Raw genomic sequence first — 16,311 nt, 5'->3', positions numbered from 1 at the left:
GGAATCTCTCCTCCGGTGGGGGCAGAGTGAGAGCGTCACCGCCACGCGTTTCCGAACGGGCACCCCGGCGTTTCCGGTGTGTTTCGTGTTGCGTGAGGGTTTCGTGAAGCTCACCGGCGCCCGGCCCGAAGGCCCCATCCGCGCCCAACGGCGCCTCGGGGTGCTGCGGCCCTCTGTCGATCAGGGACAATGGGCGCCATGAGCGTTCGTACCCAGTCATCCGAGCCGCCGGAATCCTCGGGGGCACCCCACCGCGCCGGCTTCGCCTGCTTCGTGGGCCGCCCCAACGCGGGCAAGTCCACCCTCACGAATGCTCTGGTCGGCCAGAAGGTGGCGATCACCGCCAACCAGCCGCAGACGACCCGGCACACGGTGCGCGGCATCGTGCACCGGCCCGACGCGCAGCTGATCCTGGTGGACACCCCGGGCCTGCACAAGCCGCGCACCCTGCTCGGTGAGCGCCTCAACGACGTCGTGCGCACGACGTGGGCCGAGGTCGACGTCATCGGGTTCTGTCTGCCCGCGAACGAGAAGCTCGGCCCCGGTGACCGGTTCATCGCCAAGGAACTGGCCGGCATCAAGAAGACGCCGAAGATCGCGGTCGTCACCAAGACCGACCTCGTCGACAGCAAGACGCTCGCCGAGCAGCTCATCGCCATCGACCAGCTCGGCAAGGAGCTCGGCTTCGAGTGGGCCCAGATCGTGCCGGTGTCGGCGGTCGGCGACAAGCAGATCAAGCTGCTCGCCGACCTGATCGTCCCGATGCTCCCGAAGAGCCCGCCGCTCTACCCCGAGGGCGACCTCACCGACGAGCCGGAGCAGGTCATGGTCGCCGAGCTGATCCGCGAGGCCGCCCTTGAGGGCGTACGGGACGAGCTGCCGCACTCCATCGCCGTAGTGGTGGAGGAGATGCTGCCGCGCGAGGACCGCCCGGCGGACAAGCCGATGCTGGACATCCACGCCAACGTCTACATCGAGCGGCCCAGCCAGAAGGGCATCATCATCGGCCCGAAGGGCAAGCGGCTCAAGGAGGTCGGGATCAAGTCCCGCCAGCAGATCGAGGCGCTTCTTGGAACGCCGGTCTTCCTCGACCTGCATGTGAAGGTCGCCAAGGACTGGCAGCGCGATCCCAAACAGCTGCGCAAGCTGGGGTTCTGAGGGCTTGGCCCCCGGGCCGGTAGAAGTGGCGCGGGTCAGTCCACGTTCCTGATCCGCGTCACCAGCAGCGCCCCCGCGAGCCCCACCCCCGCCGCCACCAGGTACAGCACCCGGTAGCCGCCCAAGTGCGTCACGATCGGGGCTGCCAGGGCCGGGGCCGCCACCTGGGGCAGGGAGTTGGCGATGTTGATGACGCCCATGTCCTTGCCGCGGTCCATCGCCTTCGGCAGGACGTCCGTCATCAGGGCGAAGTCCACCGAAGTGAAGACGCCGAAGCCCACCCCGAGCACCGCCGCGGCGACCAGCGCGCCCGGCCATGTCTGCCAGCCGGACAGCACGGCCGTCGCCACTGCCATCAGGACGCCCGACCAGAGCACGAACGGTTTGCGGCGGCCGACGCGGTCCGACCAGACGCCGCCCACGACCACCGTCGCGAGCAGCGTCACGCCGTTCACCGCCGTGAGGATCAGGACGCCCCCTTCCGGGTCGGAGTGGTGCAGGCGGTCCCGCAGGTAGTAGAGGAGATAGAGCAGGACCAGGGCGTTGCTGAGGTTGATCAGGAAGCGGGTCAGCCAGGCCCAGCCGAGGTCCGGGTAGCGGCGCGGGCTCAGCCAGAAGGCCGCGGCGAACGACCGCCACGCGAACGGCGGTCTGTCCGCGGGCGCGAGCCGCAGGTCACGGTGGCGCAGGACGTACGGCAGGACCCCCACCAGTGTGAACACCGCGCACGCCGCGTAGCCCGCCCCCACGCCCCCGGCCGCCGTCGCCAGGCCCGTGCCCGCCACCACGCCCAGGATCTGCGCCGCCCCGAGCCAGCCGCCCACCGCGCCCCGCTGGAGCCGTGGCACCCGGTCGGGCACGGCCGCCGTGACCGCGGCGAAGGCGGCGTTCAGGGTGAGCTGGACCAGGCACCAGCCCGCCGCCATCCACCACACCGAGCCCGCGGCCGAAAGCAGCAGAAGCGCGACCGCGCCGCCCGCCGTGCCCGCCACGATCCACGGCGTGCGCCGCCCGAAGCGCGACACGGTCCGGTCCGAAAGGGCGCCGAAGAGCGGGTTCGAGGCGAGGGACACCACGGCCCCCGCCCCTGCCACCCAGGCAAGGACCGTTTCCTTCGACGTGCCTGCCGGGGCGAGGTCCTCCGCCTGGAGGGCGAGGAGGATCTGCAGCGGCCCGTACCAGCCCACCCAGATCGCCCCGTTGGCCAGCGACAGCGCGGACGTCCAGCCCCGCCCGACCCGGGCGGTCGGCTCCCTGAGCGCCTCGACCGGCGTCGCGGTCATGCCCGTTGGGCCCGGAGCGTCTCGCGCAGCCACGCGTACGACGCCTTCGGGGTGCGCTCAAGGGTGGTGTAGTCGACGTGGACGAGTCCGAAGCGTTGCCGGTAGCCCTCCGCCCACTCGAAGTTGTCCATCAGGGACCAGACGAAGTAGCCGCGTACGTCGACCCCCGCCTCGAACGCCCGGTGCAGCGCCCGGAGATGTCCGTCCAGGTAGTCGATGCGGCGCTGGTCGTCGAGGCCCTCGTACGAGCAGCCGTTCTCGGTGATCACCAGCGGCGGCAGCCGGTCGCCGTACCGGTCGCGGAAGCCGGTCAGGAGCTCGGTGAGCGACTCCGGGACCACCGGCCAGCCGAAATCCGTCACCGGATAGCCCTCCAACTCCCGAGGAGAGAAAGGGAGTTCAGGTGGCAGCGTCACGCCCGCGAATTCCGTCGATGCCGATGCCGATGCCGATGCCGATGCCGATGCCGATGTCGCGGCGGGCAGCGGTGCGCCCACCTTCGTCGGCTGGTAGAAGTTGATCCCGTACCAGTCGACCGGCTCGGCGATGACCTTCAGGTCCGCCTCGATGTCGTCGGACGGCATCAACTCCCCGATTCCTTCCGGATATCGGCCGAGAATGAGCGGGTCCGCGAAGAGGCGGTTGAGGAGTACGTCGTAGAAGTCCGCCGCCTCCAGGTCCTGTGCCGAAGACGACGCGGGCCAGGTCGGGCCGTGCGAATTGGCGATGCCGATGTCCGTGACGCCCGCCGCGCGCAGCGCCCGTACGGCGAGCCCGTGCGCCAGCAGCTGGTGGTGCGCCGCCGGGAGCGCGTCGAACATGAGCCGCTCGCCGGGCGCGTGCTGGCCCAGCGCATGGCCGAGCAAGGTGTGCTCGGCCGGTTCGTTGAGGGTGATCCACTTCTTGGCGCGATCGCCGATGCGGTCCGCCACCACGGCCGCGTACTCGGCGAACCGCTCCGCCGTGTCCCGCCGCAGCCAGCCGCCCGCTTCGGCGAGCGCGAGCGGGGTGTCCCAGTGGAAGAGGGTGGGGACCGGACGTATGCCCGCCACGCACAGCTCGTCCACCAGGCGGTCGTAGAAGTCCAGGCCCTTGGCGCTCACCGTGCCCGCGCCGGTGGGCAGGACCCGCGGCCATGACACCGAGAAGCGGTAGGCGCCTGCCCCCAACTCCCGGATGAGCGCCACGTCTTCGCGGTAGCGGTGGTAGTGGTCGCAGGCGACGGCGGCCGTCGTGGCGTCCTTCACGCGGCCCGGCAGCGCGGTGAACGCGTCCCAGACCGAGGGGCCGCGTTCGTCCGCGGCGCCCTCGATCTGGTGAGCCGATGTGGAGACCCCCCACAGGAAGTCGCGGGGGAACTGAGGTAGTGGTTCGCGCGCCTGGGTCGCTGCCATGGGCGCGATCTTCCGTACGGCCGCGTACGGAAGTCAATGGGCTTGCCTCAGAAAAGGTGAACACCGCTCAAGTTTTACGAGCCCTCCTTGAGTACGCGCGTGATCAGCTTCCGCTGCGGATCGCTCAGACGTGGATCCGAGCAGTACACCGTGTGCCCGTCGACGGTGAGCTGGTAACTGAACCCGTCCGGCACCCCTATCGGCGGCGTGCCCCTGCCCTCGGCCACTGCCTCTTCGGCCAGGGCGTGCCACTCGTGGGCATCGGGCAGTCCCGAGGTGTCGATCTCGGCGTTCCGCTCGATGCCCGCGAATCCTCCCGTGCGCTTCACCTGGATACGCATGGGTCCTGTCTACTCCAAGGCGGGGTCAGTTGGTAGGCACCCCGACCTGGGACCACGCCTTCAGGACGGACTGGTGCTCCTCGCCGTCCCCGTACTTGTCGCGCGCGGCGGCCACCGTCAGCTTGGCGAAGTCCGCGAACGAGGCGTCCTGCGCCAGCCGGCCGCCGGTCAGGACCGCGTACCAGATCTGTCCTGCCCGCTCCCACGCGTTGCCGCCGAGCGCCTCGGCGAGCAGGTAGAAGGCGTGGTTGGGGATGCCGGAGTTGATGTGCACGCCGCCGTTGTCGCGGCCCGTGCGGACGTAGTGCTCCATGTCGGCGGGCTGCGGGTCCTTGCCCAGCACGTCGTCGTCGTAGGCCGTGCCCGGCGCCTTCATGGAGCGCAGGGCCTTGCCCGTCACGCGCGGCGCGAGCAGGCCCGCGCCGATCAGCCAGTCGGCGTCGGAGGCGGTCTGGCCGAGCGTGTACTGCTTGATGAGCGAGCCGAAGACGTCCGACATCGACTCGTTGAGGGCGCCCGGCTGGCCGAAGTACGTGAGGTTCGCCGTGTACTGCGTGACGCCGTGCGTCAGCTCGTGGCCGATGACGTCCACGGGGATGGTGAAGTCGAGGAAGATCTCGCCGTCACCGTCGCCGAACACCATCTGCTCGCCGTTCCAGAACGCGTTGTTGTAGTCCTCGGAGTAGTGCACGGTCGCGTTCAGCGGAAGCCCATGGCCGTCGATGGAGTTGCGCCGGTAGGCCTTCAGGTACAGCTCGAAGGTCGCGCCGAGGCCCGCGTACGCGCGGTTGACGGTCGCGTCCTTGCCCGGCTTGTCGCCCTCGCCGCGGACCTTGCGGCCCGGCAGGTCGGTCTTGTGCCGCGCGTCGTAGAGCGTGCGGTGCGGCTTGCTCGCGGCCGCTTCCTTGGGCGGCGTCACGGACGGAGCGCCGATGACCGTGGTCAGGCGGCGGTGGGTGCGCTCGATGGAGTCCCGTTCCAGGGTGCGGCGGGCGGGTCCGGCGAGGGTGGCGTCGTCACTCTGGGCCAGAGTGTCGAGCACGTGCGGCGGGATGATGGTGCAGAAGACAGGCTCGAAGCCTGGATTGGTGGCCATGGCGGCAATGTGGCACTGGGTCATGACTCTGTCACTACCTGCAACGAAGATTAGTGAAATAGAGGGATAGATCTCCTCTCGACCGTTACTCGAGAGCGGTCCCGCATACTGATACCGATCCGCGCAGGCGGCGGCACTCGGTTAGGCTGCTGAGCATCATGCGTTACGGGCTGCTTCTCCTTAGCTGCCGCGGCGAGGGTCTGTAGTCGAGGCCGACCCCCTCCCCGCGGAGTTCGGTGTTGCTCGCGAAGCGACCGTCGGCCGTCCTTAAGGACACTCCCGAGGAGCCCACGCATCATGGTCATCAAGCCGAATCTGCAGCGCGCCACGTCCATGCCGATCCACAAGTACGGCCAGTACGACCAGGTCGACATCCCCGACCGGACGTGGCCCGCCAACCGGATCACGGTCGCTCCCCGCTGGCTCTCCACGGACCTGCGCGACGGCAACCAGGCGCTGATCGACCCGATGTCCCCGGCGCGCAAGCGCGAGATGTTCGACCTGCTGGTCCGCATGGGCTACAAGGAGATCGAGGTCGGCTTCCCCTCATCGGGCCAGACGGACTTCGACTTCGTACGGTCGATCATCGAGGACGGCGCGATCCCGGACGACGTCACGATCTCCGTACTGACCCAGGCCCGCGAGGAGCTCATCTCCCGCACGGTCGAGTCGCTGGTCGGCGCCAAGCGCGCCACCGTCCACCTGTACAACGCGACCGCGCCCGTCTGGCGCGAGGTCGTCTTCCGTGGCTCGAAGGACGCGGTCAAGCAGATCGCCGTCGACGGCACGCGCCTGGTCATGGAGTACGCGGAGAAGCTGCTGGGCCCCGAGACGGTCTTCGGCTACCAGTACAGCCCCGAGATCTTCACGGACACCGAGCTGGACTTCGCCCTGGAGGTCTGCGAGGCCGTCTGTGACGTCTGGCAGCCCGCCGAGGGCCGCGAGATCATCCTCAACCTGCCCGCCACGGTGGAGCGTTCGACGCCCTCCACCCACGCGGACCGCTTCGAGTGGATGTCCAGGAACCTGTCCCGGCGCGAGCACGTCTGCCTGTCGGTCCACCCGCACAACGACCGCGGCACCGCCGTCGCCGCCGCCGAACTGGCCATCATGGCCGGCGCCGACCGCATCGAGGGCTGCCTGTTCGGGCAGGGCGAGCGCACCGGCAACGTCGACCTGGTCACGCTGGGCATGAACCTCTTCTCCCAGGGCGTCGACCCGCAGATCGACTTCTCGGACATCGACGAGATCCGCCGCACCGCCGAGTACTGCACCCAGATGGAGGTCCACCCGCGCCACCCGTACGCCGGTGACCTCGTCTACACCGCCTTCTCCGGCTCCCACCAGGACGCCATCAAGAAGGGCTTCGAGGCGATGGGCGTCCGCGCCGAGCAGCAGGGCAAGACCGTCGACGACATCGAGTGGGCCGTCCCGTACCTGCCCATCGACCCCAAGGACGTCGGCCGCTCCTACGAGGCCGTGATCCGCGTCAACTCGCAGTCCGGCAAGGGCGGCATCGCCTACGTCCTGCAGAACGACCACAAGCTGGACCTGCCGCGCCGCATGCAGGTCGAGTTCTCGAAGATCATCCAGACGAAGACCGACACCGAGGGCGGCGAGGTCACGCCCGACGCGATCTGGGGCATCTTCCAGGACGAGTACCTGCCCAACCCCGACAACCCGTGGGGACGCATCCAGGTCAAGAACGGCCAGACCACCACGGACAAGGACGGCACGGACACCCTCACCGTCGAGGCGACGGTCGACGGCGCCGACACCGTCCTGACCGGCACCGGCAACGGCCCGATCTCGGCCTTCTTCAACGCGCTGCAGGGCATCGGCATCGACGTACGCCTCCTGGACTACCAGGAGCACACGATGAGCGAAGGCGCCTCCGCGCAGGCCGCCTCGTACATCGAGTGCGCCATCGGCGACAAGGTCCTGTGGGGCATCGGCATCGACGCGAACACGACGCGTGCCTCGCTCAAGGCCGCCGTCTCCGCGGTCAACCGCGCCGCTCGCTGACGGGACGCCGCCCCGGGGCTTCTGCCCCCGAACCCCCAGTCATCAACCGCCGGACGGGCTCATCCAGAGCCCGTCCGGCGGTCGTCTACCGGCCATCTCTCGCACAGGGTGCTGACGCCACATCAACACTGTGGCTAACATCACGTCCAACACGGCAATGTCGCCGGGGCGTTACGGAGGTGCGTGGTGCTGCCAGATCGGGGACGAGACGACCGGGATTCCCGCATCCTCGCCACGCCCGTCTCACGCGGGCGGGTTCTGCGCAGGCGCGTGCTCGGCGTCCATACGGCCTGGACCACCGTCGGAGACGGTGAGTTCTTCTGCCCGGGGTGCGGCGGTGACCGCAACTACCAGCGGCGCACCGGCCGTCGCCGCTTCGTCCTGCTCGGCCTGCCGGTCCTGCCGCGCGGCTCCGTGGGCCCCATCGTCGAGTGCGCCGCCTGCGGCGACCACTTCGGCACCGACGTTCTCGACCATCCCACGACCACACGCCTTTCGGCCATGGTCCGCGACGCCGTGCACACCATCGTCCTCGCGGTCCTCGCCGCGGGCGGCACCTCCTCGCGCACGACGCTCGACGCGGCCGTCGGCGCGCTGCGCGGCGCGGGGTTCGACGACTGCTGCGAGGAACAGCTCGTCGCGCTCGTCGAGGCGCTCGCCGCGGACACCGGCCGGGCCACCGTGCCCGACTGCGGGCCGGGCCTCGCCATAGAGCTCCACGAGGCGATCGGCCCACTGGCCCCGCACCTCGCTCCCGCCGGACGCGAGGCGCTGCTCCTGCAAGGCGCGCGCATCGCACTCGCCGACGGCCCCTACACCCCCGCCGAGCGCGAGGTGCTCACTACCGCGGGCGGTGCGCTGACCATCGGCGCGGACGAGGTGACACGGCTGATGGTGGCGGCGCGGACCACGCACTTCTGAGCGTCCCCGCCCGCACTTCCGACCCGCACGGCGCGGGCGACGCGCTTCCGGGCTGCCCCGCGCTCCGACGCCGTACTCCCGCGGGAGTAGCGCACCCCCCGGCGCCTCCCCGCGCCGTACGCCCCAACTCGCCCTCACGCCCGACGGATCGCGCGCCTCGCTCCGGAAGGGTTGGCACCGAACCTGCCGACCTGCCGGAAGGAGCCCGTCATGCGAATCACCGTCCTCCTACAGCACGCAGGATCTGGTGCGCTGGGCGACGGAAATCGATGGGCAAGGGATCACGGCCTCTCATTCGCCCAGCCTTACGGCTCGGGCAAAGCCCTCATGCCAACTCACCCAGAGCAAGAAGCCGTTCATGCATGGCAGCAAGGTAATCCAGGCTGAGGCCGCGATGTTGTGCAACCAGAAGGGCAAGGGGAACTTCTCGGCGTCATTGCGCCAGTATCACGGGCTTGGACTCTGGAAGACCAAGGCCACTCGGGGATACACGAACGAGCAAGGCAAGGCATTTCCAGTGACCCTGCACTTCACCTGCTCGAGGCTGACCACGAGTACGTGGACGTACCGCAGCAACATCGGTAACGCGACGTTGCGAAACGGCAATGGCACTTGGGGTGACAAGAACGTCTTCTCCAAGACTGCCGGACTCCACTGCGCCTAATTCGTTGATTCCCGACGCGGCTGTCCTCTGCCGTGAGAGCGGTCCGGCACCGCAGCACTCAGGGATGCTGGACGCGTACGATTCCGTGCAGTAATGCGGGGCACGGCGGCAGCACAAGCCAAGTGCCCACCAGACGCGTACCAGTGGATGGAGATTGGGTGGCACAGGAACAAAAGCGCCCAGATTCAGCAGACCTCGCCGTGGCCGGATGCGGATGGCTACTGATTGTGGCTGTCGTAGCTGTGCCGGGACTTGTCCTGGACGATGGTCCACTCACTGTCTACCTGGCCGTCGTCGGCGGGATCATCGGGCTTCTGTGGGTGTGGGAGAGACGGCGCCGCTGGCACCAGTCCTGAGTAGCCGGTGATCACGCGTTTGTGATCACCGGCTACTCAGTCGCCGTACGAGCGTTCCGCTGGTAGCCGGCGGTAGGGGGGCGGGGAAAAGGCCCCCGCCTACAACAACCCCGCCCCCGCCAGGAACTTCCCCACCCGCTCGACCTCCCCAGAAGACAACGGAACCTGCGGCTCAGCGGTAGCCGCGCACGCGATCACGCCCCGCAGGGCGAGCGCCGCCTTGAAGGCGCCCAGCGCCGAGGAGCTGCCGCCCATCCGGCCCGGATCGCCCACCCGCACCATCCCGAACAGGCCGCACAACCGCTCCTGCTCCACCCGCGCCCGCGCCCAGTCCCCCTCCCGGCAGTGGCGGTAGAGCCGTGCGTACCCCGCCGGGTCGACGTTGCCCAGGCCCGGCACCACCCCGTCCGCCCCCATCGCGAGGGCTCCGTCCACCGTTGTCTCCGCGCCCGTCAGCACGCTGAAGCCGGAGACCTCCGGGCGGGTTCGCGCGCCCAGGACCACCTCGCGGAAGTTGCCCTCGTCCCCGCTGGAGTCCTTGAGCCCGGCCAGGACGCCCTCCGCGGCCAGCTCCAGGGTCAGTTCCGCGGGCAGTTTGGAGTGGACCGAGGCCGGGAGGTCGTACGCGAAGACCGGGACCGGTGAGCGCTGCGCGATCAGACGGAAGTGGCGGGCCACCTCCGCCGGGTGCGTGCGCGTGTAGAAGGGCGCCGTCACCACCACCCCGTCCGCCCCGGCCCCCGTCACCGAACGGACATGGTCGAGGACCCGTGGCGTCGCCATGTCGATCGCCCCCGCCAGGACCGGGAGTTGGCCGCCGACATGGCCCACCACCGTCTCGATGACCGTCCTGCGTTGGTCGTCCGTCAAGTACGCCGCCTCCGAGGACGAGCCCAGGACGAACAGGCCGTCCACACCCCCTTCGATCAGGTGGTCGACCAGGCGGATGAGTGAGGCCGTGTCCACCTCGCGCTCCGGTGTCAGGGGAGTGCAGACGGGCGGGACGACACCGGTCAGCGGGGTGGGCGTGGTCGTCATGGAAGCTCCCTGGGGTTCGCGATGGTGCTCGCGTCCGTGGCGGCGGACTGGATCACCAGCTCGTGCGTGGACTGGCCGTCCCGTACGGGATGGTGGCACCGGTAGCGGTGCCCGGACCCCGCCGTCGACGCGAAGTCCGGCATGGACGACGCGCAGACCTCGTCCGCCTTCCAGCACCTCGTACGGAACGGGCATCCGCTCGGCGGCCGGGTCGCCGACGGCACCGGGCCGACGAGCGGGATCGGGTCGATCGGGTCGAGCAGGCCGGGGGTCGCGGAGAAGAGGGCCCGGGTGTACGGGTGCCGGGCGCGGTCCAGGATCTCCTGTGCCGGGGACTCCTCCACGATTCTGCCCAGGTACATGGTGATGACCCTGTCACTCATCCGCCGCACCGTCTGGATGTCGTGCGACACGAAGACAAGGGCCAGGCCGAGCCGCTCCTTCAGGTCGAGGAGGAGGTTGAGGATCTGGGCGCGTACGGAGACATCCAGGGCGCTCGTCGGCTCGTCCGCCACCACAAGATCCGGTTCGAGCGCCAGCGCACGGGCGATCGCCACGCGCTGCCGCTGCCCGCCCGAAAGCTGCCCCGGCAGCCCGTCCGCAAGGACCTTGGGCAGTCCGACCAGAGACATCAACTCACGCACACGAGCCTCGCGTTGGGCCGCCGTCCCCACCCTGTGGACGTCCAAGGGGTCCCGGAGGATCTGCCGTACCGTCAGTCTGCGGTTCAGCGCCGTCGACGGGTCCTGGAAGATCATGCCGGTGTTGCGGCCGATTGTGGCCCGCCGCTCGGCCGGCTTCATCGTCCACAGGTCCCGCCCCCGGAAGGACACCGTGCCTGCCGTAGGCCGCTGCACCCCCACGAGCACCTTCGCCAGGGTCGACTTGCCGCACCCCGACTCGCCCACGACGCCCACCGTCTCCCCGGGTGCGATGGCCAGATCGGCGCCGGTCAGGGCGTACACCCGGTCCCGCGAGAACAGGCCGCCCGAGCGGGCCCTGTGCACGACGTGCGCCCCGGAGAGGGTGATCAGGTCTTCGGAGCTCACTTGAGGGTCGCCAACCGTCATTTCAGGGCCTCGTTTCCCCTGGGGCCCGGTACCCTCGGCGGCTGCTGCGCCGGATGGTGGCAGGCGATGGAGTGCCGTGCCCCGCCCACGAGTTCTGGCGCCGTCGTGCGGCACACCTCGCTCGCCAGCGGGCAGCGGTCCGCGAACCGGCAGCCTGCGGGGAAGTCGGCGGGCGACGGCACGACGCCCTTGATCTGCGTGAGCCTTCCCCAAGCTCTCGACTTCGCTCGAGCAGGGGATGCCCCACTGGCCGCCGACTCCAGGGACAGGACCGAGCCGAGCAGGCCACGCGTGTAGTGGTGCGACGGCGCCTCGACGAGGTCCGCCGTCACGCCCGTCTCGACGATCTGCCCGCCGTACATCACCACCACCCGGTCGGTGACGTCCGCGACCAAGGCCAGGTCGTGCGATACGAGGATCAGCGCGAAGCCCAGCTCCTCGCGAAGGCGGAGGAGGAGTTGGATCACCTGGGCCTGGACCGTGACGTCCAGGGCCGTCGTCGGCTCGTCGGCGACGATCAGCTTCGGGTCGCGGGAGAGCGCCATCGCGATCAGGACGCGCTGCCGCTGCCCGCCGGAGAGCTCGTGCGGGTAGCTGCGCAGGGTGCGGTCCGGGTCCAGGCCGACCAGTTCCAGGAGCTCCACCGACGTGCGGCGCCCACCCCTTCGTACGACCTGCTTGAGCTGGGCACGGACCGTCATCGCGGGGTTGAGGGACGACAGGGCGTCCTGGTAGATCATCGCCATGTCGTGGCCGAGCAGCCGCCTGCGTGCCCGCATCGGCATGCCGAGCAACTGCTCGCCGTCGAAGGTGACTTGACCGGCAATACGCGCACCCTTCGGCTCCAGGCCCATCACCGTCAGCGCCGTGAGCGACTTGCCGCAGCCCGACTCGCCCACCAGGCCGAGGACTTCACCCGGCCGTACGTGGAAGCTGATGCCGTCGACGATGTCCACCCCGCCGTGGCGACCGTCGAACCCGATCGCCAGGTCGGTGACCGTGAGCACCGGCGTCCCCTCGGGCAGCGGTCGCGCGCGTGAGCGCAGCCGCTGGGCCGCCTCCGTCAGGCCCGGCAGCTGAAGGACCTGTCCGCTGCCCGGCTCGGGGGCTTCGAGGCGGTCCTCCTTGCGGGCCGCGCGAGCCGCGCCCGGCACGTCGCGGGAGGCGGGCGCCGCCCACGCGTCGGAGACCCCCTCGGAGAGGATGTTCAGGGCAAGGACCGTGATCAGCATAAGGAGGCCCGGGAAGACCGTCGCCCACCAGCCGCCGAGCAGCACCATGTTCTTGCCGTCGGCGATGACGCTGCCCCAGGACGGGTCCGGGGGCCGTACGCCCGCGCCGATGAAGGACAGCGACGCCTCGAAGACGATGGCCTCGGCGACCTGCACCGTGCAGAACACCAGGATGGGCGCGGCGCAGTTGATGGCGACGTGCTTGATGAGGATGTGCGGGGTGCGGGCGCCGACGATGCGTTCGGCGACGACATAGTCCTCGCCGTACTGATCCATCACGTTCGCCCGGACGACCCGCGCGATCGGCGGTGTGAACAGGAACGCGATCGCGCAGATGAGTACGAGGATGCCGCCACCGAAGACCGCCACGAGCACCGCGGCGAGCGCGATCCCGGGGAACGCCATGACGATGTCCAGGCACCGCATGAGCGTCTCGTCGACCGCCTTGCGCGAGGTCGCCGCGATCGCCCCGAGCACCGCGCCGACGATCAGGGCGAGCAGCGTCGCCCCGAGCCCGATCGCAAGCGACCAGCGCGCCCCGTACATCAGTCGGCTGAGGATGTCGCGGCCCAGACTGTCCTGGCCCATCCAGTGGTCCCCCGAGGGGTGGCCCGTGCCGTCGACCTGGGGCTGCTGGTCGAGCGGGTCGTGCGGGACGAGCAGCGGCGCGAAGAGCGCCACCAGGACGACCACGCCGACGACCGCCATCGCGACCTGCGAGAGGACCGGCAGCCTGCGCAGGGAGCGGATCCGGACGCCGGGGCGCGCGAGTCTCTCCGCCAGCGCCTTGCGTGAGGCGATCATCAGGCAGTTCCCCTCAGGCGCGGATTGACCAGCAGATGGAGGATGTCGAGGACCAGGTTCACGACCACGAAGCCGACGGCGGTCGTGATGACGACGCCCTGTACGACGGCCGGGTCGCCGTTCTTCACGGCGTCGATCATCAGCTTCCCCATGCCGGGAAGCGAGAAGATCGTCTCGATGACGACCGCGCCGCCGAGCAGGTAGCCGACGCGCAGGCCGAGCACGGTCAGCGGGTTGATGAGGGCGTTGCGCAGGACGTTGCGCCCGACGACCACGACCGGTGGCAGGCCGCTGCCGATCGCCGTCCGTACGTAGTCCTTGTCGAGCTCCTCGACCACCGCCGTACGGATGATGCGGGTGAGCCCGGCGGCCACCGGCAGGGACAGCGCGAAGGCGGGCAGCGTCATCGTCTTGAGCCAGCCGGTGAGGGAATCACCGGGGTTGATGTAGCCGCCGGTCGGGAACCAGCCGGCCTCCACCGCCAGATACTGGATCATCAGCAGCGCGAGCCAGAAGCCGGGCGCCGCCACACCGGTCAGCGAGACGACGCGGATGAGCTGGTCGGGCAGCCGGTCACGGTAGATCGCGGCGGTCACACCGAGCAGCAACGAGATGACGACCGCGATGCCGAGCCCCATGAAGGTCAGCTGCACGGTCAGCGGAAGGGCGGTGGTGACCTGGTCGACCACCGGTGAGCGGGTGAGCACGCTGATTCCCATGTCGCCCCGGATCAGATCCCCCACGAAGGCGACGTAGCGCACCGGCAGCGGATCGAGCAGGCCGTTCTCCTCGCGGAACTGGTGCAGTTGTTCCTGGGTCGGATTGGCGCCCTGGAAGAACGCCGACGCCGGGTCGACGTCCGAGAACCGCATCACGAGGAAGACGAAGAGGACGATGCCGAGCAGCAGCGGGACGAGCAGGGCGATGCGGCGGGCCAGGATTCTGACGATCGCTGTCACGACGTACGACTCCCAACGGGCTTACTGGCGGGGCTGGTTGCAGTAGGCGTCAGTCGGCCCACTTGGCCTGGAGGAGATTGATGCCGGGGAAGGGCTGGGCCTTGATGCCGGTGAGTTTCTTGGGATCCCAGGCGGTCATCAGCTCGTTGTGGACGACCGGGTAGATCACCGCCTGCTCGGCGACCGTGTCGATGTAGTCCTGGACCATGGCCTTCTTCTTGGTCGCGTCGGGTTCGCGCGTCGCCTGGTCCATGTCCTTGAAGAGCTTCTTGGCGGTGGAGTTTCCCGCCCAGCGCGCGTAGCCCATCCACAGGTTCTCGGGCCCGTAGTTGTAGTGCATGATCAGGTCGGGGTCGATGCCGAACTGGTTGGGGTTCGAGGCGGCAGCGACGACCTGGTAGTCCTTCTTCTGGTCCATCTTGGTGAAGACGGCCGTCGTCTCCTGCGGGTCGAGCGTCGTCTTGACGCCGATCGCGTCCCACGAGGCCTTGATGGTCGGCAGACAGTCGACGATCCAACTCACGTTCACCGCCATGAGGTTGATCGACAGGTCCTTGACCCCGGCCTCCTCCAGGAGCTTCTTCGCCTTCTTGGGGTCGTACGCGTAAACCGTCTTGGCAGGCCGATAGGCGGGGTTGGACTCGTTGAGGAACGAGGTCGACGCCTTGCCATGGCCCTTGAGCGCGACCTCGATCATCTTCTCGGTGTCGATGGCGTAGTGCAGGGCCTGGCGCACGCGTACGTCGTCGAAGGGCTTGTGCGCGGTGTTGAACATCAGGAACAGGTTGTTCATCCCCGCCCCGCCCTCGACGGTGAGGCCGCCCTTCTTGAGCTGCTCGATGTTGGCGTACGGGATGTTGTCCGCGATCTCCGAGTCCGCGCTGCCGCCCGAGATCTTCGCGACGCGGGGCGCCGCGTCGACGATGGTCAGCCAGTTCATCTTCTTGAAGGCGGCCTTGCGCGGCCCGTTGTAGTCGTCGAACGCCTCGAAGGTGGTGTTGGACTTCGGGTGGTGCGACGCCTGCTTGTACGGTCCCGAGCCCACCGCCTTGCCCTTGGTCGCGTCGTCCCAGGCGCCCGCCTTGGAGAAGACGTGCTTCGGCATGATCTTGGCGAGGGAGAGCCGGGCGAGACCGTCGGGGAAGGGGAACTTCAGGGTCAGTTCGACGGAGGTCGCGTCGACCTTCTTGACCCCCTTCAGCCAGCTCTCGAAGAAGCCCTTGGCCAGGGTCTGGGTCTTCGGGTCCAGGATGCGGTCGAATACGAAGACGACGTCGTCGGCGGTGACGGGCTTGCCGTCGTGCCACTTGGCGCCCGGCCGCAGCGTGAACTTCCAGGTGGTCGCCTTGTCGTCGGTGGGGATCTCCGTGGCGAGCGCGGCATACGGTTCGCGGGTGATGGGGTCGGTGTTGAGGAGCCCCTCGTAGATGTGTTCGTTGCCGGCCATCGCGAAGGCGGACGCGGTCTGCGTGGGATCCCAACTGCCGTCGTTCCCATAGCCGATGACGGCCGTGAGGGTGGAATCGCCGCCCTTGCCGCCACCCCCTCCGGCCTCGTTCGTGGACTCGGGCCCCGACGAGCAGGCGGAGAGCGTGGTGGTGATCGCGGCGGCGGCGCCCAGCGCACCCGTGTACCTGAGGAAGGACCGGCGGTCCGGCGCGCGGCCGATGTCCGGAGCGTGTTGGGTGTGCCCGGTGGAGCCGATGCTGGTCTTCTGGTCGCTCACTGTGTCTCCCCTTGCTCCCTTGAGAGATCCCACGTCCTACGTCGTGGTGGCGTGGCGACCATAAGAGCGGCGGCGAAACCGGTCAAGGCTCTGGGCAGCGCACTCGTCCGGGGGCGGAGTGTCACAGATCGAGAGCGGGCAGGTATCCGGCAGGGATGTGATGGCGCGGTACGTCGAAGCGCTCGGGGGCAGCCTGGTGATGGTTGCGGTGTTCGACGACGGCGAGTTGCGAAAGGTCGGATGA

General features: G+C 69.1%; 13 protein-coding genes and 1 pseudogene. 5 read left to right on the top strand and 9 right to left on the bottom strand.

Annotation, left to right across the window (positions count from 1 at the left end):
• The first annotated feature begins 189 nt into the window (after nt 1–189).
• Nucleotides 190–1,158 (top strand): GTPase Era, encoded by a 969-nt coding sequence (gene era / locus ACGFX9_RS04180; RefSeq protein ID WP_393464255.1) that lies wholly within the window; start codon nt 190–192, stop codon nt 1,156–1,158.
• A gap of 35 nt (nt 1,159–1,193) precedes the next feature.
• On the opposite strand, the gene ACGFX9_RS04175 is transcribed toward era, so the two are convergent.
• The 4 genes from ACGFX9_RS04175 to ACGFX9_RS04160 form a co-directional block, all read right to left on the bottom strand.
• On the bottom strand, nt 1,194–2,441 hold the full coding sequence (locus tag ACGFX9_RS04175) for an MFS transporter (RefSeq protein WP_393464252.1): 1,248 nt from the start codon (nt 2,439–2,441) through the stop codon (nt 1,194–1,196).
• Nucleotides 2,438–3,835, bottom strand: a complete 1,398-nt coding sequence (locus ACGFX9_RS04170; protein WP_393464249.1) for a GH1 family beta-glucosidase — start codon at nt 3,833–3,835, stop codon at nt 2,438–2,440. The genes ACGFX9_RS04175 and ACGFX9_RS04170 overlap by 4 nt, the downstream gene beginning before the upstream one ends.
• 74 nt (nt 3,836–3,909) lie before the next feature.
• Nucleotides 3,910–4,176: a protealysin inhibitor emfourin gene (locus tag ACGFX9_RS04165; RefSeq protein WP_393464245.1), complete on the bottom strand. Its 267-nt coding sequence runs from the start codon at nt 4,174–4,176 to the stop codon at nt 3,910–3,912.
• 25 nt (nt 4,177–4,201) lie between these two features.
• The gene (locus tag ACGFX9_RS04160; protein WP_393464241.1) at nt 4,202–5,272 is read right to left on the bottom strand and encodes a M4 family metallopeptidase; all 1,071 of its coding nucleotides are present in this window, start codon (nt 5,270–5,272) and stop codon (nt 4,202–4,204) included.
• Between the two features lie 297 nt (nt 5,273–5,569).
• Here ACGFX9_RS04160 and leuA point away from each other — a divergent pair, with 297 nt between their 5' ends.
• From leuA to ACGFX9_RS04145, 3 genes are all read left to right on the top strand, one after another.
• Complete coding sequence (leuA, locus tag ACGFX9_RS04155) at nt 5,570–7,297, top strand: 2-isopropylmalate synthase (RefSeq protein WP_393464239.1); 1,728 nt, start codon at nt 5,570–5,572, stop codon at nt 7,295–7,297.
• A gap of 186 nt (nt 7,298–7,483) precedes the next feature.
• Nucleotides 7,484–8,218: a TerB family tellurite resistance protein gene (locus ACGFX9_RS04150; protein ID WP_393465625.1), complete on the top strand. Its 735-nt coding sequence runs from the start codon at nt 7,484–7,486 to the stop codon at nt 8,216–8,218.
• 358 nt (nt 8,219–8,576) lie between these two features.
• Complete coding sequence (locus ACGFX9_RS04145) at nt 8,577–8,882, top strand: hypothetical protein (RefSeq protein ID WP_393464236.1); 306 nt, start codon at nt 8,577–8,579, stop codon at nt 8,880–8,882.
• A 455-nt stretch (nt 8,883–9,337) separates the two neighbouring features.
• Here the strand turns inward: ACGFX9_RS04145 and ACGFX9_RS04140 are convergent, their stop codons facing one another.
• The 5 genes from ACGFX9_RS04140 to ACGFX9_RS04120 are packed head-to-tail and all read right to left on the bottom strand — an operon-like array spanning nt 9,338 to nt 16,010.
• The gene (locus tag ACGFX9_RS04140) at nt 9,338–10,276 is read right to left on the bottom strand and encodes a dihydrodipicolinate synthase family protein (protein WP_393464233.1); all 939 of its coding nucleotides are present in this window, start codon (nt 10,274–10,276) and stop codon (nt 9,338–9,340) included.
• Nucleotides 10,273–11,346: an ABC transporter ATP-binding protein gene (locus ACGFX9_RS04135; protein ID WP_393464230.1), complete on the bottom strand. Its 1,074-nt coding sequence runs from the start codon at nt 11,344–11,346 to the stop codon at nt 10,273–10,275. Before ACGFX9_RS04135 ends, ACGFX9_RS04140 begins: the two co-directional genes overlap by 4 nt.
• Nucleotides 11,343–13,382 (bottom strand): dipeptide/oligopeptide/nickel ABC transporter permease/ATP-binding protein, encoded by a 2,040-nt coding sequence (locus ACGFX9_RS04130; RefSeq protein ID WP_393464227.1) that lies wholly within the window; start codon nt 13,380–13,382, stop codon nt 11,343–11,345. The genes ACGFX9_RS04135 and ACGFX9_RS04130 overlap by 4 nt, the downstream gene beginning before the upstream one ends.
• Nucleotides 13,382–14,341, bottom strand: coding sequence for an ABC transporter permease (locus tag ACGFX9_RS04125; RefSeq protein ID WP_393464223.1), 960 nt, complete (start codon nt 14,339–14,341; stop codon nt 13,382–13,384). Before ACGFX9_RS04125 ends, ACGFX9_RS04130 begins: the two co-directional genes overlap by 1 nt.
• Before the next feature lie 49 nt (nt 14,342–14,390).
• A complete protein-coding gene (locus tag ACGFX9_RS04120) occupies nt 14,391–16,010 on the bottom strand; it encodes an ABC transporter substrate-binding protein (protein ID WP_393465622.1) in 1,620 nt (539 codons plus the stop codon).
• 169 nt (nt 16,011–16,179) lie between these two features.
• On the opposite strand from ACGFX9_RS04120, the pseudogene ACGFX9_RS04115 reads away from it, so the two are divergent.
• Nucleotides 16,180–16,311 (top strand): annotated as a pseudogene (locus ACGFX9_RS04115) (transcriptional regulator); the annotation flags it as partial.

This window comes from Streptomyces sp. NPDC048436 (genome assembly GCF_043200355.1).
Taxonomy (GTDB): domain Bacteria; phylum Actinomycetota; class Actinomycetes; order Streptomycetales; family Streptomycetaceae; genus Streptomyces.
The sequence above is the reverse complement of the archived record's forward strand: the minus strand, read 5'-3'. Positions and strand labels throughout refer to the sequence as shown.